At 45.3% G+C, this 20,691-nt stretch carries 18 protein-coding genes; 11 read left to right on the top strand and 7 right to left on the bottom strand.

Annotation, left to right across the window (positions count from 1 at the left end; all coding sequences use genetic code 11):
* The first annotated feature begins 284 nt into the window (after positions 1 to 284).
* Positions 285 to 515, top strand: coding sequence for a photosystem II protein, Psb35-related (locus QUA00_RS26855; RefSeq protein ID WP_006634333.1), 231 nt, complete (start codon positions 285 to 287; stop codon positions 513 to 515).
* Positions 516 to 641: 126 nt separating this feature from the next.
* Here QUA00_RS26855 and QUA00_RS26850 read toward each other — a convergent pair whose 3' ends face one another.
* A complete protein-coding gene (locus tag QUA00_RS26850; protein WP_333141984.1) occupies positions 642 to 782 on the bottom strand; it encodes a hypothetical protein in 141 nt (46 codons plus the stop codon).
* A 26-nt stretch (positions 783 to 808) separates the two neighbouring features.
* Complete coding sequence (locus QUA00_RS26845; protein WP_333411773.1) at positions 809 to 3,760, bottom strand: AAA family ATPase; 2,952 nt, start codon at positions 3,758 to 3,760, stop codon at positions 809 to 811.
* Between the two features lie 265 nt (positions 3,761 to 4,025).
* Here QUA00_RS26845 and QUA00_RS26840 point away from each other — a divergent pair, with 265 nt between their 5' ends.
* From QUA00_RS26840 to QUA00_RS26830, 3 genes are read left to right on the top strand one after another with little or no spacing between them, the layout of a single operon-like run.
* Entirely contained in the window at positions 4,026 to 4,160 is a 135-nt protein-coding gene (locus QUA00_RS26840) for a hypothetical protein (RefSeq protein WP_333411772.1), read from the top strand.
* A 5-nt stretch (positions 4,161 to 4,165) separates the two neighbouring features.
* Positions 4,166 to 5,581 carry an MBOAT family O-acyltransferase gene (locus QUA00_RS26835; RefSeq protein WP_333411771.1) on the top strand — a complete coding sequence of 472 codons (1,416 nt, stop codon included), beginning with the start codon at positions 4,166 to 4,168 and terminating at the stop codon, positions 5,579 to 5,581.
* A 5-nt stretch (positions 5,582 to 5,586) separates the two neighbouring features.
* Entirely contained in the window at positions 5,587 to 6,597 is a 1,011-nt protein-coding gene (locus QUA00_RS26830; RefSeq protein WP_333411770.1) for a DUF459 domain-containing protein, read from the top strand.
* 96 nt (positions 6,598 to 6,693) lie between these two features.
* Here QUA00_RS26830 and gloA read toward each other — a convergent pair whose 3' ends face one another.
* The 4 genes from gloA to QUA00_RS26810 form a co-directional block, all read right to left on the bottom strand.
* Entirely contained in the window at positions 6,694 to 7,089 is a 396-nt protein-coding gene (gloA, locus tag QUA00_RS26825; RefSeq protein WP_333411769.1) for a lactoylglutathione lyase, read from the bottom strand.
* Positions 7,090 to 7,163: 74 nt separating this feature from the next.
* Positions 7,164 to 7,400 carry a hypothetical protein gene (locus tag QUA00_RS26820; RefSeq protein WP_333279951.1) on the bottom strand — a complete coding sequence of 79 codons (237 nt, stop codon included), beginning with the start codon at positions 7,398 to 7,400 and terminating at the stop codon, positions 7,164 to 7,166.
* 170 nt (positions 7,401 to 7,570) lie between these two features.
* Entirely contained in the window at positions 7,571 to 9,826 is a 2,256-nt protein-coding gene (locus tag QUA00_RS26815; protein WP_333411768.1) for a heavy metal translocating P-type ATPase, read from the bottom strand.
* Between the two features lie 36 nt (positions 9,827 to 9,862).
* The gene (locus tag QUA00_RS26810; RefSeq protein WP_333411767.1) at positions 9,863 to 10,057 is read right to left on the bottom strand and encodes a heavy-metal-associated domain-containing protein; all 195 of its coding nucleotides are present in this window, start codon (positions 10,055 to 10,057) and stop codon (positions 9,863 to 9,865) included.
* A gap of 247 nt (positions 10,058 to 10,304) precedes the next feature.
* Between QUA00_RS26810 and QUA00_RS26805 the strand changes: the two genes are divergently transcribed.
* The 6 genes from QUA00_RS26805 to QUA00_RS26780 all read left to right on the top strand — a co-directional run bounded on the left by QUA00_RS26805 (position 10,305) and on the right by QUA00_RS26780 (position 16,769).
* Entirely contained in the window at positions 10,305 to 10,808 is a 504-nt protein-coding gene (locus tag QUA00_RS26805) for a helix-turn-helix domain-containing protein (RefSeq protein WP_333141990.1), read from the top strand.
* A gap of 43 nt (positions 10,809 to 10,851) precedes the next feature.
* Complete coding sequence (locus tag QUA00_RS26800; protein ID WP_333411774.1) at positions 10,852 to 11,400, top strand: RNA-guided endonuclease TnpB family protein; 549 nt, start codon at positions 10,852 to 10,854, stop codon at positions 11,398 to 11,400.
* Positions 11,401 to 11,649: 249 nt separating this feature from the next.
* Positions 11,650 to 12,372 carry a DUF305 domain-containing protein gene (locus tag QUA00_RS26795; RefSeq protein ID WP_333141991.1) on the top strand — a complete coding sequence of 241 codons (723 nt, stop codon included), beginning with the start codon at positions 11,650 to 11,652 and terminating at the stop codon, positions 12,370 to 12,372.
* A gap of 348 nt (positions 12,373 to 12,720) precedes the next feature.
* Positions 12,721 to 12,918 (top strand): hypothetical protein, encoded by a 198-nt coding sequence (locus QUA00_RS26790; RefSeq protein WP_333141992.1) that lies wholly within the window; start codon positions 12,721 to 12,723, stop codon positions 12,916 to 12,918.
* Positions 12,919 to 13,120: 202 nt separating this feature from the next.
* Positions 13,121 to 15,064, top strand: a complete 1,944-nt coding sequence (locus tag QUA00_RS26785) for an efflux RND transporter periplasmic adaptor subunit (protein WP_333411766.1) — start codon at positions 13,121 to 13,123, stop codon at positions 15,062 to 15,064.
* A 463-nt stretch (positions 15,065 to 15,527) separates the two neighbouring features.
* Positions 15,528 to 16,769 (top strand): ABC transporter substrate-binding protein, encoded by a 1,242-nt coding sequence (locus QUA00_RS26780; protein ID WP_333411765.1) that lies wholly within the window; start codon positions 15,528 to 15,530, stop codon positions 16,767 to 16,769.
* Positions 16,770 to 16,832: 63 nt separating this feature from the next.
* Here the strand turns inward: QUA00_RS26780 and QUA00_RS26775 are convergent, their stop codons facing one another.
* Positions 16,833 to 17,129 carry a hypothetical protein gene (locus QUA00_RS26775; protein ID WP_333411764.1) on the bottom strand — a complete coding sequence of 99 codons (297 nt, stop codon included), beginning with the start codon at positions 17,127 to 17,129 and terminating at the stop codon, positions 16,833 to 16,835.
* 428 nt (positions 17,130 to 17,557) lie between these two features.
* Between QUA00_RS26775 and QUA00_RS26770 the strand changes: the two genes are divergently transcribed.
* A complete protein-coding gene (locus tag QUA00_RS26770; RefSeq protein WP_333411763.1) occupies positions 17,558 to 20,671 on the top strand; it encodes an efflux RND transporter permease subunit in 3,114 nt (1,037 codons plus the stop codon).
* The last annotated feature ends 20 nt before the right edge of the window (positions 20,672 to 20,691 follow it).

Genomic DNA, 20,691 nt, shown 5'->3' with positions numbered 1-20,691 from the left:
CCGTGCCCGCCCCCACCCACAGACGATTTCACAGGCGTTTGGGACATGGGGGCAACCACAGGGGGATTGCCCCTACCGAGAATGAAACCGCCCTGCTCTTATTAAGGGGGGCTAGAGGGGATCGAGCCCTTGTTGACACTAAGCACACCCTACAGACTCAGGATTAGGTGCGGTATTTACTACCTGCCGGACGGTTGCCACGACATTACACTACCTTGACGTTGATTGCTAATTTTCGTTACATTAGTTTACATAAAGCAACAAAAGTTAAGGAAAAAGTAAAAATGACTATTGTAATCGCTCTTTTAATCGTCGGTTGGGTAGCAGCCTCAGTAATTGGCACTCAAGCATATTTCCTGGGCGAACAGTCAAAGCCTATCCACGAGCGGAATTGGAACGATGAATCTTTTGAACAACTGGCAAAATCAGTGACGGGAACAGAAATTGATTACCGCGTTCGCGTTCCCGCCTACAGCATGGATGCCTATGGCAGCCGCACCATGTCTAATTCTTGATATCAAGTAATAGGTTTCACCATTTTCAATAACAGGCATCTTGCCTGTTCCTAATTTTCAATAACAGGCAAGATGCCTGTTCCACAAGAGAATTGATGGTTTGTGGAACAGGCATCTTGCCTGTTCCTAATTTTCAATAACAGGCAGGATGCCTGTTCCACAAGAAGGCTTATTATTTGTGGAACAGGCATCTTGCCTGTTCCTAATTTTCAATAACAGGCAGGATGCCTGTTCCACAAGAAAATGGATGGTTTGTGGAACAGGCATCTTGCCTGTTCCCAACTATTCGGCAACTACAAACTGTTACCTGCTAGCGCCGGACGAGACTCTTTTTTGCGAAATTGCAAAGAGTTATTTTCACAGTCGATCGCAATTGTATCACCCTCCACAAACGCATTTTCCAGAATCTTGTTAGCCAGCGGGTTTTCCAGCTCCCGCTGGATAGCGCGTTTCAAGGGACGAGCGCCGTAAACCGGGTCGTAACCAACATCTGTGATATGGTTTTTCGCCGCATCCGACAGTTCCAAAGTGATTTTTTGCTCTGCCAACAAACGCTCGATCCGCTTCACTTGAATGCTGACTATTTGCCGCAGTTCGATCTTGCTCAAAGTGTGGAACAAAATTATCTCGTCCACCCGATTGAGAAATTCCGGCCGAAAGTGCGATCGCAGCGCTGCCATCACCCGTTTTAACATCTGTTCGTACTCTTGGTCTGTCTCCCGTTCTTGAGTCAATAAATTGTCATTTTCACTCTTGTTCTCAGTCTTGTTTTCACTCTTAGTTACAGTATCACCATCGACTCGCTGGGCCGACACCTCAACAGTACCGTCTGCAGCCACTTTATAATCTGTCTTTTGACTTGACAAATCTTTCGTTTCCTGCTTCCGGCTAGCAGGTTTTTTGACGGTTTTTTCCTTCTTAGTAAACACGTCTAAAATGTGGTCGCTGCCGATATTGCTAGTCATCACAATTACGGTATTTCTAAAGTCAACCACTCGACCTTGAGAATCGGTAATTCTGCCGTCATCCAACACTTGCAGCAAAATGTTAAATACGTCCGGGTGCGCTTTTTCCACTTCGTCAAACAGCACTACCGAATAAGGATGTCTCCGCACTGCTTCGGAAAGTTGTCCCCCTTCATCGTAACCGACATATCCGGGAGGAGCTCCTACCAACCGGGAAACGCTGTGCTTCTCCATGTATTCCGACATATCGATGCGGACGATCGCATCATCGCTGTCAAACAAAAACTCCGCCAAAGCCCGCGCTAACTCAGTTTTTCCGACGCCTGTGGGGCCCATAAACAAGAAAGAGCCGATCGGCCTGCCGGGGTCTTTCATACCCGCCCTAGCGCGCCGAATTGCCGCCGCCACGGCTGTTACAGCTTCCTCTTGACCGATAACTTTTTGGTGCAAGTGTTTTTCCAATTGCAGCAATTTTTGGCGTTCGGATTCTAACAACCGGTTAACCGGAATGCCCGTCCATTTAGCGACAATTTCCGCAATATCGCCCTCAGTAACTTTTTCCCGCAGCAGGGAAGAACCTTGAGCTTGCTGTTTCAAAAGTTCCGCTTCTTTGGCTTCGCGATCGCGCACCGCAGTTTCCAACTTGCCGTACTTTAACTGTGCGGCTTTATTCAAATCGTAAGCCCTTTCTGCTTGTTCGATTTGGACTCGCAGTTGGTCTTCTTCTGCTTTCAATTTATTGATTGCATCCAACAACTGCTTTTCGCCCAACCACTGAGAGGACAATTTTTCCTGCTTAACTTTTAAAATGTCAATCTCAGATGTGATGCGTTCGACGCGGAAGCCGAGCCCAGGGGCTAGAGCTCCTTTTCCTTCGCCTTCGATCGACAATTTTTCCATTTCCAACTGCATCACCCGGCGGTCAATGCCTTCCAATTCCACAGGTTTAGAGGTAATCTCCATTTTCAAGTGGGCGGCCGCTTCATCTACGAGGTCGATCGCCTTGTCTGGCAAAAAGCGATCGGAAATATAGCGAAAAGACAGAGTTGCAGCAGCTACCAGGGCCGAATCCGTAATTTTTACCCCGTGGTGGCGTTCGTAACGGTCTTTCAATCCGCGCAAAATCGAAACAGTATCTTCTACGCTGGGTTCGCCAACAAATACTTGTTGAAAGCGGCGTTCCAAGGCAGGATCTTTTTCAATATTCTTGCGGAATTCGTCGAGAGTTGTAGCGCCGATGCAGCGCAATTCGCCTCTCGCCAACATGGGTTTTAACAAATTTCCCGCATCCATTCCCGAACCGGAACTGCCGCCGCCACCAGTCCCGACAACCGTGTGCAATTCGTCGATAAATAGGACAATTTGCCCGTCGGAATCGATGACTTCCCGCAGAACAGACCGCAATCGTTCTTCAAATTCGCCCCGGAATTTTGCCCCAGCAATTAAACTGCCCATATCGAGGCTAAATAGCTGGCGATTTTTCAAAGATTCGGGTACGTCGCCGTTGACAATTCGTTGGGCTAAACCTTCGGCGATCGCAGTTTTTCCGACTCCGGGATCGCCAATTAACACCGGATTGTTTTTTTGGCGGCGGGAAAGAACTTGTACCACGCGGCGGATTTCCTCGTCGCGGCCGATTACTGGGTCGAGTTTGCCGGCTTTGGCGGCTTCTGTCAAATCGCGACCGTACTTGCTGAGGGCGTCGGAGTTAGCTTCGCCATCTTGATCTTGGGCTTTAGCGCTGCTGCGGCTGCCTTTCCCCGTTTCGGAATTTTTTTCTTGGGCTTTAGCAGTGGCGCGGAAAGATTTGATTGCTTCTTCGAGTTTTGGTCGATCGAGTGTACCGGCTGGGGGTTTGCGATCGTAACCGGGGCGACCCGGCGGGCCGTCGCCTTTTGTCAGCAACCTGCGCCCGACTCGTTCGTCTTCTACTAAACCAATTAATAAATGTTCAACGGCGATAAAATTATCTTGCCAAGTCGCCCTGGTGGCCTCGGCAACATCTAACATCACTTCTAAGCCGCGACCGAGGTATAGTTGGTCAGCGTTGGCAACTCTGGGCTGTCGTTTGGCAAAAGCATCTAACTGCTGGGCCAAGCGGGGGGCATCGACTCCAGCTTTGCTGAGAATGCTGTTGGCCTGGCCTTGCTGTTCGAGAAGGGCGATGGCTAAATGTTCAACCTCTAGCTGCTGATTGGCAAAGCGGCGGGCTACATCCTGGGATTTGACAATGGCTTCCCAGGCTTGATCTGTAAATTTGCTAGGGTCTGTTGGCTGCACGTTGGTTCCTCGCAATCAAGGGGATTCCTGTTGTTATCCGTTAATACATCGTCTCACAACCATCATAATCTTTAAACAGGATTATGAATTTATGAGTGCGGTTAACTACGGCGCAAGTTGTGACCTAATTGACAAGATTGCAAAAGCTTACAGTCCGCAATCCACCCCGAAATTTGCTGCGGTGAGACTCACATCTTGCGCCATTCTCAAGAACGGGCAAGATGCCCGTTCCACAAAAGATAAATTTTCTTGTGGAACAGGCATCTTGCCTGTTCATAAAAGGCTAACTGACAATGGTGCAACATATGAGTTCAGACCGACTCTGGCGATTCCCTTGGGGATAGGTTCGCTGGCCGTACTTATAAAAATATTGCCACAAACAAGATTTTTTAGCGACTGAGATTTATGCTATTTCCCACTTACCAATTTTTAGTATTTTTCCTAATTATTTTTAGCCTGATCGTCTCGGTGAAACCCCAAGTCGATTTGTATAAAATTGTCTTGTTAGCTTCGAGTTTATTATTTTATTCGTTTTGGAGCTTTGACTTTCTCTTGCTCCTCATTTTCTCTACAGTATACAATTATATCATTCTCCGGGTGATCTGCAACAGTAAGTATAAAAAAATTGCTTTCATCTCCGGCTTAGTTTTCAACATTGGCTATCTCGGCATCTTTAAATATTGCAACTTCTTTGTAACTTCTTTATTTGAGGTACTGAACCAGCTACAAATTCCCGCCAACTTTCCCGTTTTGCAAATAATCGCCCCCGTCGGCGTGTCGTTCTACACTTTTAGAATGATTTCTCATTTAATCGACTGCTACCAGCAAAAAATCCCTTGTCCGAAATTTGTAGACTATGCCGCCTACATTACCTACTTTCCGCAAATTGCCTCCGGGCCAATCTCGCGAGCTCGCGAATTTTACGGGCAGCTAAATTCACCGGAAAAATACGACTATAAAATTGAAGAAGTTATAGTTTTGATTTTGTCGGGACTCTTCAAAAAATATACTTTATCGAGCTTTTTGTTTAACTTCACTGACTTGCCATTCAAAGTCCCCCAGCAGTACAGCAGCATCGATTTAATCCTCGCGGCAATTTCCTATTCCTGTCTAATTTACGTAGATTTCAGCGGCTACTCGGATTTAGCCAACGGCATCTCGTGTTTGCTGGGTTTTAAACCCATTGCCAACTTTAATATGCCATACCGATCGCTCAGCCTGCAAGAATTTTGGAAAAGGTGGCACATCAGTCTTTCCGAGTGGCTGAGGGATTACGTTTACTTTCCCTTTGGCGGGAACAAATACGGCAAGTTGAGGAAGTACCTAAATTTACTGATGACAATGGCGATCGGCGGATTGTGGCACGGCGCAGGTTTAAACTTTATTTTCTGGGGAGCAATTCACGGTTTAGGATTAATTGTCAACCATTTATGTAAAGATATCCCCCAAGCTATCCACTTTAAATTAGACTATGCCTTTCCCAGATTTGCTAAATTTTGCAGTTGGCTGCTAACATTTACTTTTGTTACTTGTAGCTGGGTATTTTTCGGCACTCCCAACTGGGAAACTGCGATGAGTTTTTTTGAAGGAATTTTCCATCCTGCAGTCGCCACTTTTCAATTTAACTTTTGGCAATTGTATTTAGTAATTGCAGTCATTGGCGCGATCAACTTGTGGGGCGATCGCATCGCGAAACTATTGCAAACCGTATTGTCATTAAAAAACATTTTCTTTCGGGTTGTCTTAGTTTCACTGCTCGTGTATACTATCTTGATGTTGGGGCCGAGTACCATGCCGCCTTTTATTTACTTTAATTTTTAATAAATATGAAAGACCGGGAATTTTTGCTGATTGTTACTTCTGTCATTCTCACTTTAATATTTTCAAACTTATCATTATTTCTAAAAAGCTTTGCTTCAACTCCTTTCGCCAGTCCAGAAATCAAAGAAGCAGCGCGCCAGATAAAAATAGAAGGTTTCCGAAAATCAGAACAAGATTTTTGGAGCAAAATTAAAGATATTAACTTCGATAGCCTCCCCAAAGAATCAGAACTTCCTCCTGTCAAAACCGAAACAAAAGCTGCCGTTGAACCCCCAAAGCCTGCTAATGCTAAAAAACCAACCCCAGCTAAAAAACCAACCCCAGCCAAACCTAAACTGACCAGACCTTATCGCAGATTTTTATTTATTGGAGATTCCGTAATGTTCGACTTAGGAATTCAACTCCAGTACACTCTTAAGACAAAATACAATATCGCCGATACGAAAATAGACTACAAGGTCTCGACCGGATTAAATCGGATAGATTATTATGATTGGTATGCCAGAACTCGCCAAATTATTAATAATTACCAGCCGGATGTAGTGATAGTTATGTTTGGAACCAATGACCGTCAAAATATCATTGATTCTCAAGGAAAAGGCTGGGCTGTTATGACCAAAGAATGGCAAAAAGCTTATCAAGAAAGAGTTGAAAAATATGCAAATTTACTTGATTCGTCATCCGTGAGAAAAGTGTATTGGGTCGGTCAATCGATGCCTAACAAATCTTCGTATCTCAAAGCTTTTCCCATCATGAACAATATTTATAAAGCTGCCAGCAAATCTTCATCCAAAATAGAATTTATTTCTACTTGGGAGACATTTGGACAAGGAGGAAAATTTGTTCCAGTAGTTGCTAATAAATCTGGTAAGCGAGGCTATGTAAAAAATAATGACGGCTTGCACTTTACCTCCCACGGAGCTCAGATTATCAGCGACTTAATCGTTGATAAAATGGGGAAGGACAACATCTTAAAATCTCCCCAACCTCCCCAATCTCCCAAAAAGAAACCCTAAACTTTAAGAATTGGTTCCCATTGGGAGTCAGAAACCGGGTTTCTTCACCAAGTCTCGATGAGGATGCCAAAATTATCGCAGAAACCCGGTTTCTTTCTAGTCGCGTGGATTTTGCAGTTGAATTAATTCAACTTTATATCCATCTGGGTCTTGCACAAAAGCGATGACAGTTGAACCGTGCTTCATCGGGCCGGGTTCCCGGCTAACTTTACCACCGCGAGCTTTAATTTCTTCGCAAGTACCGTAAATGTCGTCAACGCCGATCGCAATATGACCGTAAGCATCCCCCAAATTGTACTCTGTGACGCCCCAGTTGTATGTTAATTCCAAAACTGTAGTGTCTGATTCGTCGCCGTAGCCAACAAAAGCCAGAGTAAATTTACCGTCTGGATAGTCCTTTTTCCGCAGCAATCTCATGCCCAGAACCTCGGTGTAAAATTTGAGGGACTCTTCCAGGTTGCCGACTCGGAGCATCGTGTGTAGTAGTTGCATTTAGCTCACTCCAAATTTTTTAAGCTTCCTCAATTTTAGCGATTTCTTGCTGGAAAAAACCGCGTCGGCAAAGTTTACTTGGTTTTCGCTGGCTTTTTACTGAACAAAAACCACCATAATTCTAAACCAATTAATGTCAATCCGCCTGCTGTTACGCCTATTTTTAAACTTAACGGCTGTTCGATCTGCCGAAATTTAGCGGTTGAATTTGCAGGATTGGTTGATATTTGATTGGCTCGAACTCCCGATGCAATTCCGAGCATAATTCCTAAACTTACGAGGCTTCCTAAGATTTGGCGTTGGTTCAACATTTTTTAAATTTCTCCTAGTTTATACAAGAGATTTTTGTTGATAAATCGGGGGAGGGTGCGTATTCCACGCCTGATATCGATTCCGGTTGCACCGTCCGTCATTGTTGACTGTTGACTGTTGACTGTTGACTGTTGACTAATGACTGATGACTAATGACTGATGACTAAATTTAGGCAATAGATTTTGGGTGAAAATTTCGCAATCGCAAAGCATTAGTAACTACAGAGACTGAACTGAATGCCATTGCTGCACCGGCGATAATTGGATTTAGCAGCCAGCCAAAAATTGGGTACAAAATGCCTGCCGCGATCGGGATTCCAGCGATGTTGTAAATAAAGGCAAAAAACAGATTTTCGCGGATGTTCCGCATGGTGGCGCGGGAAAGTTTAATTGCTGTAACTATCCCTTGCAAATCTCCTGAAATTAAGGTAATGTCGCTGGCGGCGATCGCGACATCTGTGCCGGTGCCGATCGCAATTCCCACGTCTGAAGCGGCCAAAGCCGGTGCGTCGTTAATCCCGTCTCCCACCATCGCGACAATTTTTCCTTCCCGTTGCAGGGCTTGAATTTGAGCTGCTTTTTGGTCGGGTCTAACTTCGGCAAAAACGCGAGTAATGCCCACGGATTGGGCGATCGACTCCGCAGTCGCGCGATTATCCCCAGTCAGCATCGCCACCTCCAAACCGAGCTTTTGAAGCGCTTTCACCGCCTGCGCTGACGAGGGTTTGAGGGCATCCGCAATGCCCAGAATTGCCTCTATTTTGCCCTCTACAGCCATCCAAACAACCGTTTTGCTCGCAGCTTCCAAAGCTCTCCCGCGCAGTTCCAGATATTCAGTATCGCCGCCGAGTTCCTGCATCCACCTCAGCGTTCCCAGGGCGATCGACTTTCCGGCTACAACCCCTCGAACACCACTCCCCGCGATCGCCTCAAAATCCTTAACATCCGTCAAATTAACCTCTTGAGATTGAGCGTATCTAACAACAGCTTCCCCTAAAGGATGCTCCGAATTTCGCTCTACAGACGCAGCCAATTGCAGCAACTTTAACTCATTGCTGTTCGCCGTTCCTTTAATTGTCACAAAATCAGTTACAGTCGGCTTGCCTTCTGTGAGGGTTCCCGTTTTATCTAACACGATAATTTGGATTTGGTGAGCCAATTCTAAACTCTCGGCTCCTTTAATTAAAATCCCGTTTTCTGCACCTTTCCCCGTGCCAACCATCACAGCAGTCGGAGTCGCCAAACCCAAAGCACAGGGACAGGCTATAATCAGCACCTCCACCATTGTTACGATTGCTAAAGTGATATTTCCAGTCGCGTTAAACCAGATAATAAAAGTAGCTAAAGCGACGGCAATTACTACAGGAACAAACCAACCAGTCACTTGGTCGGCTAACTTTTGGATTGGTGCTTTTGAACCCTGTGCGTCCTGCACCATCTTGACAATTTGAGCTAAAAATGTATCTTTGCCAACTCTTGTTGCCCGAAACTTGAAACTGCCAGTTTTATTAATTGTGGCTCCGATAACTTCGTCGCCAAGCTGCTTTTTGACAGCCAAACTTTCTCCCGTAACCATTGCTTCGTCTACCGTCGAAGCACCCTCAATTACCTCTCCGTCTACGGGGATTTGCTCTCCCGGCCGCACCTGCACGACATCGCCAATTTCCACTTGGGCGATCGGCACTTCCAACTCTTCCCCGTTGCGAATTATCCGAGCCGTTTTTGCTTGCAAACCCATGAGTTTGCGAATGGCTTCCGAAGTCTCTCCCTTCGCCCGATTTTCTAGGGTTTTCCCCAACAAAATTAAGGCGATAACGCTGGCTGCTACTTCGTAGTAAACGCTAGGAGTCAAACCTTGCGCCGTGAAGAAACCGGGAAAAAATGTCACAAATACAGAATAAAAGTAAGCAGCACTCGTACCCAAGGCAATCAGGGTATCCATTGTTGCTACACGCCGTTTTAGGGATTTCCAAGCTCCCACATAAAACGATCTTCCGCACCAAAATTGTACCGGTGATGTCAGGACTAATTGCAGCCAAAAATTGTGCAGCCATGCGGGAATAAATGGCAGATGCAAGCCTGTCATCGCTGGAATAGATCCCACAACTAGCAGGATGCTTATGATACCTGATGTCCAGAGTTTCCGCTGCAATGTTTGAGATTCCGATTTGCGATCGGCTTGTTCGGAATCATCCTCTGGCGCCGCCATTTCTTGAAGCGGCAAAGCTTGGTATCCCGCATCATCAACCGCCGATTGAATTGTTTCTAAGTTGGTTTGCTTGGAGTCGTATTGGATGGTTGCTTGTTCCATCCCAAAATTGACATGACACTCAATTACGCCGGGAACAGATTGAATTGCTTGTTCGATAGAGGAAGCACAAGAAGCACAACTCATGCCCCGCAATTTAAGTGTGAGATTGTCCATAGATGCCCTCCTAAATAAGACAATTACCTCCTGTGTTTAAATAGCTGGATAGCCCGCCGATGCGATCGCTTTCCTAACTTCACTTTCTGACTTAGCGGTTTGAATCGTGACCAATTTTGTCTTGAGATCCGCCTCAACCGTTGAGGCTGAGTCAATGGCTTGGACTGCTTTTGTGATTGTAGTCGCACAAGCAGAACAAGCCATCTTAGGCACTTTTAGCTGTAAAGTCATAATTTGAACCTCAGCAGAAACTACTCTGCTCAATCAATGAATTAACTTTATTGTAAAGTCTCCAGTCCACAGGAGAGTCAAGGGGAATTGCAAAATAAATCAGGAATTCTGAAAAAACTGGTTTGACACGCTATCCATAGGGGTAAGGCGCGCACTGTGCACCCTACATAATTAGGTTGTGAGTAAGACTTAAGTGTCAAATAGTTTGCTAAACTTGTCCATAGTTAATCGCCATTGAGGAAGTTTTATGTTTGCCATTAAACGAGCGCTCAAATTAAATAACAAGGAAGCGACCTTGATGGCGAAACACGCAGGGTTCCGGCGCGTAGTTTTTAACTTTGGGTTGAGCTTGCGGACTCAAATGTATGGCGAGGGAAAATTTACCGACTCGAAGGTGATCAACGAAGTCAAGAAAGTTCTCACCAACCATGTCAAGAAAAAGCCTGAATTTGCTTGGATGAACCAATTGTCTAGCCGAGTCTACCAAAATGCTTTGATCGATCTCAAAGATGCGTTTAGTCGCTACCGTTCTGGGAAAGCAGGTCATCCAAGATTCGCTAGTCGCAGGGACGGTCAATCTTTTACGGTCGATTCGTCTCACGGCAAAGTTTTGCTAACTGCTGGCAGAACGATTAAGATTCCTACATTGGGAACTTTTAGGCTTTTTGAACCCCTAGAATGTAGCTTCCTCTCTCAAACTTTCACGATTTCAAAAGAAGGAAATCGCTGGGAAAGTCTCCTTTTGCGTTGATGCAGAACGTCTACCTGTTCAGCCGTCTGAAAGTTCTGTAGGAATAGATCTCGGTATTAAGTCTTTTGCCACGCTGTCAACCCAGCAAACTTTTGATGCACCAAAGCCGTTGATAGCCAGTGCGAAAACCAAGCTTGCCACTTTGCAGCGCAAAGCATCAAAGCAGGTGCGAGGCTCTCAAAACCAGCGTAAAACCTACAGTAAAATCAGCCGACTCCATGCGCGGATAGCTCGCATTCGCTTAGATTTCCTCCACAAGTTGACAACTTACTTAGCTAAAACATTCAAGTTAATTAAGATTGAGAACTTAAACGTTCAAGGAATGATGGCGAATCATAAGTTAGCTGGAGCAAGATCTGATCTCGGCTTCTACGAATTCCAACGTCAACTTGACTACAAGTGCCAAATGTATGGAGCTAATTTAGTCCTGGTAGACCAGTGGTTTCCTAGTACCAAAACTTGTTCCAATTGTGGCACAAAAAAAGATATGCCACTAAGCGTTCGGACTTTTGACTGTCCTGCTTGTGGCATATCTTTAGATCGGGACTGGAACGCAAGTCTAAATATTTTAAATTGGGAACCCTCGGCTTGAGGGGGATAGCCTACTTATCTTGGGATTAGCCGTCTACCCAACAGCGTAGGAAGTAAGCACAAACTGTGTCTAAAAATGAGTTTAGAGAAGTTTAGGTAAGTTTTACAAAGCAGTTCTGTAAATCTTAACTTTGAGTGCGATCGAGGGCAGAGCAATAATTCTTTACAAGTTCGCAGCAAAAATTTCATCCTAATTTCATTTATATGTGGAAAGCTGAAGATAAATGGCAGTTTTAAGGATATAAAATCGATGAAACCAATTTCATTAAAAACAGGCTTTGCAGCGCTGATGTTGACCGCCACAGCCGCTTTAACCAGCGGAGTGCTTGCAGCTTGTTCAAATGCCCCTTCCAGTGAAACTCCCGCCCCAAATGTTACGGCTGCAACCGAAGCAAACAACAAGCAAAACGTGGCACAAGGCGGTGGCATGGGTGGCATGGAGCATCATGGCATGAATCACGATATGTCAATGGATTTAGGCCCTGCTGATGCCGACTACGATTTGCGATTTATTGATGGCATGACAGTACACCATCAAGGTGCTGTAAAAATGGCTCAAGATGTGCTTAAACAATCTAAACGCCCGGAAATGAAAAAACTTGCCACTGATATAATTGCTGCTCAAAACCGCGAAATCAATCAAATGAAAGAGTGGCGAAAAACTTGGTATCCCAAAGCCAGCAGTACCCCGATGGCTTATCAGGCTCCAATGGGTCGCATGATGGCCATGACTCCCGAACAAATGCACCACATGATGATGAGCATGGATTTAGGGGCGGCTGACGACCAATTTGACTTGCGATTTATCAATGCGATGATTCCTCACCACGAAGGAGCTTTAGTGATGGCCCAAGATGCTTTGAAGAAGTCAAAACGCCCGGAAATGAAGAAATTGTCTCAAGAAATTCTGACTTCGCAAAAGCAAGAAATTGAGCAAATGAAACAGTGGCGGCAAGCTTGGTACAAAAAGTAATTTAGCTCACCTCAACAAAACGTGACCAAAATCATGAAAATAAGTGACCTTAATCACAGTAGTTCGATAGTTAAGAAAATACTTGGTTCACAAAAGCAAGAAATTGAGCAAATGAAAAAGTGGCGACAACCTTGGTAGACAAAGTAATGTAGCTTGACTGTGGCTGTCAGCATTGGTCTGACTCCACCTCAGTTTCCTGAGAGTACCTACACAGACTGTAGATAATTGAGCCGCCCTAGCTCTAAAGTAGTAGAAAGTTACGTAAGAATACTGTAGACAATTGCTCAGCCATACCTCTAAAGTAGTAGATAGGTCAGCAAAAAGCTAGATAGATAGAGAGGGTAGTTTATGATATTGAATAGCTTGGAATTAAACACCACTTATAAATCAAATGCAGCCGTAGATGAGCTAGTGAGCGCATTGACCAACGAAATTGCAGCGCCAGCAGAGATAAAAAAACCGGCAAAAAATCTACAGCCAAATCGCTTGTCACTAGGCGCAACTTATATGGGTATTTTAGCAGCCGGTGGGTATCTGGGCTGCTGAGGCGAAATTTCATCCTAATTTCATTTGACCGTGAAATACTAGGTTGAGTAGAGCATTTCTAGCTCTTGGTCATTGCTTAGCAGTCGCTTCTTGGAAAATGCTAATAAGTAACTTTACTTAATGGGTATCACTTACTTACCTTGGCAAAATACCAACTGCTAAACCTGTGGCACTCAACCTGATTTCAAGGACATTGCCAACGATGATATTCCACAAATATGCTCAATATCCGGCAATTATTAGCAGCTTTTCGGGAAGTTTGTTCAGCCTAATTTTGCTAAGTTCTCCTGCCGCTGTTTTTGCCCACGCTGGCCACGGAGATGAATTTCACCAAAGCGGCGAAACAACTGAAACTCCTGCTGCTATTTCTGTCGATGCCGAAACAGCAAAACGATTAGGTATTAAAGTCTCCCCTGCCTCCCGCCAGCGACTAGATATCGGCATCAAAACCACAGGACAAATTGAAACTTTACCCAACGAAAAAGTTGAAGTTACGGCTCCTGTTGCTGGGAAAGTAGTAGAGTTGCTGGTTAAGCCTGGGGACAAAGTATCAAAAGGTCAACCGGTGGCGGTTTTATCGAGTTCAGAATTAGGACAGTTGCGGGTTGAATCTCTCTCGAAACGTGCCGAAGCTGAGGCAGATTTGCAGCAAGCGGAAGGCGATCTCAAACTAGCACGAGAAAATTACGATCGCCAAAGTCAAATATCCGCAGCAGAAATCGCCCAAGCCCAAACCCAATTGGCAGCGGTAACTAAGCAGTACCAGCAAGAACAAGAATTAGTAAACAAGCGTTCAGTTGTACAAGCCGCTAAAGAAAACTATCAGCGTCAAGTTGAAATAGCGCAAGCCGAAATAGCACGGGCAGAAACAGAATTAACTGTTGCCAAAGAACAGTTCGATCGCGACAAAGAATTAGTGGCATCAGGGGCGATCGCGCGGCGCACAATGCTGGAATCGCAAGCCCACTTCGCCGAAGCAAAAGCCGCTGTTGCTAAGGCAAAAAGCCGTCCAGAAGTTATCAAAGCCCAAACCGAAATTAAACAAGCCGAAGTAGACCTCCCAATGCGGGAATTGCGGGAATCTCAAGGCAGAGTAGCGGAAGCAAAAGCTCAACTTACCAGAGCTCAGAGCCGCCGGGAAGTCCTAGAAGCCGAGAACCAACTCAAACGCGGCAAAACTGCCGTCGAAGTCGCTCAGTCGCGGATTCGCTTGGCTGACGCAGCCTATCAAGCGCGACTCCAACAATTAGGAACTGTTGCCAACGATCGAGGACTCGTTACCGTAGTTGCTCCGATTTCGGGGACGGTAGCCGATCGCGAAATCACCCCAGGAGAGTCAGTAAACGCTGAAAAACCGTTGATGAGTCTGTTAAATGACAGCCGCGTTTTTGCCACAGCCAATATTTACGAAAAAGACCTGAATCAAGTAAAACAGGGTCAGGAAGTCAGGGTAAAAGTCGCTAATTTACCCGATCGCACTTTCAAGGGAAAAATCGCCTTAATTGGGTCATCCGTGTCAGGAGAAACGCGGGTGGTGCCGGTGAAAGCAGAACTAGATAATATTAACGGTGAATTAAAGCCCGGACTGTTTGCGGAGTTGGAGATTTTAACCGACAAAACTGCCACAAATATTTTAGCAATTCCGAGTGCGGCGGTAGTGGATGTTAGCGGGAAAAAAACCGTTTACGTCCAAAATGGTAATGCTTATCAAGCGGTTGAAATTGAACTCGGTCAAACGGCCGGAGATTTAGTTGAAGTGAAGAGGGGTTTATTCGAGGGAGATTTGATAGTAACGCAGCGAGCACCTCAACTTTACGCACAATCTTTGCGGGGTGGCAGCAAGCCATCAAAAGACGAGGAAAAGAAAGACGCAAATCCCAAGGCAACAGAGGTTAATTTTAATAATTTACCCGTGTCTTTATGGTGGGCGGGAATAGGGGGAGGAGTTGCGATCGCATCCCTGACTTTCACAGCCGGCGTGTTGTGGGGAAATCGGCGCAAATTGCCAGCAATAGCAGCGGCTCCTGGAAACAATGCTGCAAATAATGGTTTTTCCGCCTCTACATCGGCGTTGGACAATGAACTGCTGTTACACAATGACAACCATCACGTTAAAAATGCAGAGACAGAAGTCAATCGATTTTAGATTTTAGATTTTAGATTTTAGATTGAAGCATTGACCCCACGGATAAATACGTTCGGCAAGTTTCATCGAATACAGGTTTGTTATTTCTGGGTCCTGAGTCTGCGAAGGAATGAATCCGGGGGCTTGTATCCTGGATGCTTTCGGTCAAGAGTTTGAAGTAACAGCACGACACGGAAGTAACGGATACACGGATAGTTGTTTTTATCAATGCCCAATGCCCAATGCCCAATGCCCAATGCCCAATGCCCAATTCCCAATTCCCAATGCCCAATGCCCAATTCCCAATTCCCAAATTATTAAATGTTCAGCACTATTCTTAGATGAGTAATTAACCGCCGCTGGCTAGTTTCGCCTTATCCCAGTTGGCGAAAGTTCGGAGTAAGATAGAATTACCAATTACCAATTACCTAACTAAATGTTCAGGACTATTGTAGTTGCACATACTCACTGCGGAAGTCCTAAGATGTTTAAGAAAAGTATCTTTACTCACATTCTCACCTCGTTCATCACTTTTATACTGGTTGTTGCTTGTAGTCAAACCAATCAACCTACCACCACCACCACTAATACTCCGAGCAATACACCAGCAGCAGCTACACCCAATTCAGCTACTGCCCTTCCAATTGGAGCAGCATTCTCGCAAACCAGCAACTATGCTCTTTTAGCTCAGGAATCAGTGGGTGGTGTCAAAATTGCTGAGAAATATTTCAACGACAGGGGAGGTGTTAATGGTACTCCTATTAAAATGGTGTTTCAAGACACTGGAGGAGATGAAGCAGGAGCCATCAACGCCTTCCAAACTCTAATTAATCAAGATCGAGTGGTTGGCATTGTTGGGCCATCGTCTTCTCAGCAGGCATTTAGTGCCAATCCAATCGCAGAACGAGCAAAATTGCCAGTCATTGGCGCATCGAATACTGCCAAAGGGATTCCTGAGATTGGTGAGTATATTGCGCGTGTCTCTGCACCTATTTCGCTTGTAGCTCCCAATGCAGTAAAGGCAGCGCTTAAGCTTAATCCTAAGATTAAAAAAGTCGCTGTCTTTTATGCTCAAAATGACGCTTTCACGACATCGGAGACAGAAATTTTCCAGCAAGCGATTAAAAACCAAGGGCTGGATATCGTCACCGTCCAAAAGTTCCAAACTACTGACACGGACTTCCAAGCTCAAATTGGTAATGCACTCGCTCTCCAACCCGACTTAGTTGTTATTTCAGGATTGGCAGCCGATGGGGGTAACTCGATCCGGCAACTGCGGGAACTGGGTTATCAAGGTACCATCGTTGGCGGCAATGGTTTGAACACGTCTAATATCTTCTCGGTGTGTCAAGCAATCTGCGAGGGTATTATCATTGCTCAAGCCTATAGTCCCGAAGCCCCCGGCGAAATCAATGCTGCCTTCCGCGATGCTTATGTAAAGCAAAACAAGAAGGAACCACCGCAGTTTAGTGCTCAAGCCTTCACTGCCGTACAAGTATTCGTGGAAGCCTTGAAAGCTTTGGATAGTAAAACCAAACTCAGCGTGTTGTCATTGGCAGAGTTACGCACAAAGCTGAATCAGCAAATCCTAGCTGGAAAGTACAATACCCCTCTCGGTGAAATTTCCTTTACCCCTGAAGGTGAAGTTGTACAGAGCCAGTTTTACATTGCTCAAATCAAGATGGATGTAGATGGAAAGAATGGCAAATTCATCTTTTTGAAGTAAGTCAAAAGGGTGCATCCCAATTTTGCAAAATAGTTGATTAATTTACCTGCACCCAGAAAGGCTCTACGATCGTTCTTCATCGAAAATATACGGCAGAGGTTTTTTACGCCCTTTGAACTGAGCGCGCATGATTACCCGTTCCGAGCGCTTTGGCGGTACTGGATTGTATAGCAATCCTAAATGATTCGTGTAATTCTTGTAGGGGCAAAACCCACGCCCGGTTGCCCCGCCTTGGCTGGGGTAGGCACGGGGAGTAGGGGTAGCACTACCCCTACATATTTTTACAAATGATTTAGGATTGCTATAGTCTATTTCGCCAATGCTTTCTAGAGTTTGTAAGTAGTGTTTGGGTGCTTGCATAATAACTATTCTGATATCTTGCACCCTTGTCAAGAACGGGATCTCCGGCCCGTTCCACAAAGAATGACTTTTCTTGTGGAACAGGCATCTTGCCTGTTCCTAAACAAGTAATGGAGAATGGTGCAAGATGTGAGTATTGTTGTAAGCTGCCTTGTCAAAAAAAGCAACGCAGGTTATATCATTTTAGATTTTAGATTTTAGATTATAGATTTTACATTACTTATGAATCCGGGTTGAAAGTTAAAAGATTTCATCCTAATTTCATTTTTGGGTGTCAAGCTAAATAGAATGGCTATTTAACACTGTTCAGCCAAGGAATCGCGGGAAAAGCTACGGCAGCCGGAGCCTTTAATATCTGCTAAATTTTATTGTTAAATAGTCGATCGCCAAACGGTAGCTGGTAGTCATCACCTCTATAAAATTAGAAAATGTTCAGCACTATTCTTAGATGGGTAATTAACCGCCGCTGGCTAGTCGTTATCGCCACCATTATTGTTAGTCTTTGGACATTGTATATCATCCCCCAAATGTCCCTTGATGTCTTCCCTCCTTTTGCACCCCCGCAGGTGGAAATTCAGACGGAAGCACCGGGGCTCGCGCCGGAAGAAATCGAGTCTTTGGTAACACTACCGATCGAAAGTGCGATTAACGGAACTCCTGGGGTAACAGCAGTGCGATCGTCTTCCGCTGTGGGCCTTTCTTCGGTTAAGGTAATCTTTGATTGGGGAACTGAAATTTATCAAGCGCGCCAGTTGATAACAGAACGGTTGCAGCAAGCTCAAAGCAAACTCCCGGCTGGGGTAGAAACACCGCAAATTTCTCCCACAACTTCTCCTGTCGGCACTGTTATTACCTATGCTTTTACCTCGGAAACTACTCCTTTGATGGAAGTGCGCCGTCTGGTTGATTGGCAAGTCACAAATCGCCTTCTAGCTGTGACTGGCGTTGCTCAAGTGGTGGCATACGGCGGCGAAGAAAGGCAGTATCAAGTATTAGTAGAACCTGCCAAGTTAAAAGCTTTTAATGTGTCGTTGCAGCAAGTAGCTGAAGCGGCGGCGGCTGCGAATGTTAACGCGCCGGGGGGGTATTTAATTACGCCGGATCGAGAAACTTTAATCCGGGGGGTGGGGCGGATTGAGTCTGTGGAAGATTTGCAGCAATCGGCGATCGACTCTCGCCACGGAACACCCGTCAGAATTAGTGATGTGGCTGAGGTCAAGATTGGTGCTGCAATCAAGCGGGGCGATGGCAGTTTTAACGGCAAAAAAGCTGTGATTGTGATGGTAAACAGACAGCCAGTTGCTGATACTCCGACGGTAACGAAAGCAGTTGAGGCAGCAATGGCTGAGGTGCAGCAAGCTCTGCCCAAAGATATTAAAGTTACTGTGACTTTCCGCCAGGAAGAGTATATCAATTCCTCGGTGGAGAATGTGCGATCGGCTTTAATTGAAGGCAGTATCATTGTCACCCTTATTCTCATCCCGTTTTTGATGAATTGGCGCACTCTCGCGGTTGTTTTGCTGGATTTCTTTCTGACTTGGCTGTTGGCGCTGCTGGCGATGAATTGGCTGGGGCTGGGATTAAATACGATGACTTTGGGGGGTTTGTCGGTGGCGATCGGCACTGCGATCGACGATGCGATCGTCTATGCCGAAAATACCTACCGCAATTTGAGAGAAAATAAGGCTTCTCTTCATCCTCGCCCGGTGATGGATGTGATTTTTGATGGCAGTCAAGAGGTGCGCGATTCGTTAATTGGAGCGACTGTTATTGGGATTGTTGTGTTTTCTCCAATTTTTACTTTGCCCGGTGTAGAAGGTCGAATTTTTACGCCGATGGGGATTACTTATTTGGTAGTTGTTGTGATTTCTAGTCTGGAATCGCTGTTAATATCTCCGGCCCTTTGTGCTATCTTGTTGCCTACCAAACGCATGAGTGCTGCGGAACCTTGGCTGCCGAGATTTTGCAAGCGCATATATCATTTTTCGATAAATTTGTCAATGCGCTATTCAAGGATTATTTTAGCTTTAGCTGCTGCTAGTATGGTGGCTACATTAATTATTTTGCCATCCTTTGGACGGGTGTTTTTGCCGGAGTTTCAGGAGCAAACTTTGGTGAATACTATTCAGCTTTATCCGGGGGTGTCTTTGGAGACAACAGATAGCGCGGCTTTTGCTATTGAAGATGCACTTAAGGATGATACCAGGTTTGAATACGTGCAAGTGCGATCGGGCAGAGCTCCGGGAGATGCTGATGCTGCGGGAGTCAATTTAGCTCACATTGATATCGGTTTGAGCGAGGATGGGATGAAAAACAGGCCGCAAACTTTGGAGGCGCTGCGGCAGGAATTTGCTAAATTGCCGGGAGTTGCACCAAATATCGGCGGTTTTATTTCTCACCGGATGGATGAGGTTTTATCTGGTGTCAGAAGTCAGATTGCTGTTAAAATCTTTGGCCCGGATCTGGATCAACTTCGCAGCATCGGTGCCCGAGTTGAAGAGCAAATGAAAACCGTTGACGGAATTGTGGATTTGCAACTCGAACCGCAGGTGCCAGTGCCACAAATTCAAATTAAGTTTAACCGTCAAGCTGCGGGTAGATACGGTTTGAAAATCGGAGAGCTTTCTGAAATAATTGAGACAGCTTTAAACGGCAAAGTTGTTTCTCAAGTTTTGGAGGTGCAGCAAACTTTTGACTTAGTTGTTTGGTTGCAGCCTGAAGCCAGAAACAATCTAGAAACTATTCAGAATTTGTTGGTTGATACTCCAAGCGGCAATAAGATTCCCCTCGCCCAAGTTGCGACTGTTAAATACGGTACGGGGCCCAATACGATTAACCGCGAGAATGTTTCCCGGTTGATTGTGGCGGCTGCTAATGCTAAAAATAGGGATTTGCGATCGGTTGTGAATGAAATTCAAGCTAAAGTAAAACGAGAGGTAGAGTTGCCTTTTGGATATTTTATCCAGTACGGCGGTCAATTTGAAGCAGAACAAAGAGCTTCGCAAAATATTATGATATTTAGTGCGATCGCCTTTTTGGTAATTACAGTATTGATGTACTTGTCCGTCAAGTCTATCGCTTCAACTGCTATGATTATGATTAATTTGCCGATCGGATTAGTGGGAGGAGTAATTGCGGTAGCTTTGACGGGCGGCATCATCTCTGTAGCTTCTTTAGTTGGCTTTGTCACTTTATTTGGCGTTGCCACCCGCAACGGCTTGTTATTAGTAGACAACTACAACACTAAATTTGCCGAGGGAATGGCTTTTAAGGAAGCAATTATTAAAGGCTCGATGGAACGGCTGAACGCCATCCTGATGACCGCTTTAACTTCTGCTTTGGGTTTAGCACCTTTAGTCTTTGAAGGTGGGGCGGGCAAAGAAATTTTGCAACCGCTTTCCGTAGTAGTTTTAGGAGGATTGTTTACTTCGACAGCACTAACGCTGTTAGTTTTGCCAGCTTTGTATGCTCAATTTGGGCATTTTTTGCGACCTCAACAACCTCAGCCAGTTATTGAAGACGGAAAGGTAGTTAATGTGTGATATTTTCCAATTATTGTCAG

This window comes from Microcoleus sp. T2B6 (genome assembly GCF_036700475.1).
Lineage (GTDB): Bacteria > Cyanobacteriota > Cyanobacteriia > Cyanobacteriales > Microcoleaceae > Microcoleus.
The sequence above is the reverse complement of the archived record's forward strand: the minus strand, read 5'-3'. Positions and strand labels throughout refer to the sequence as shown.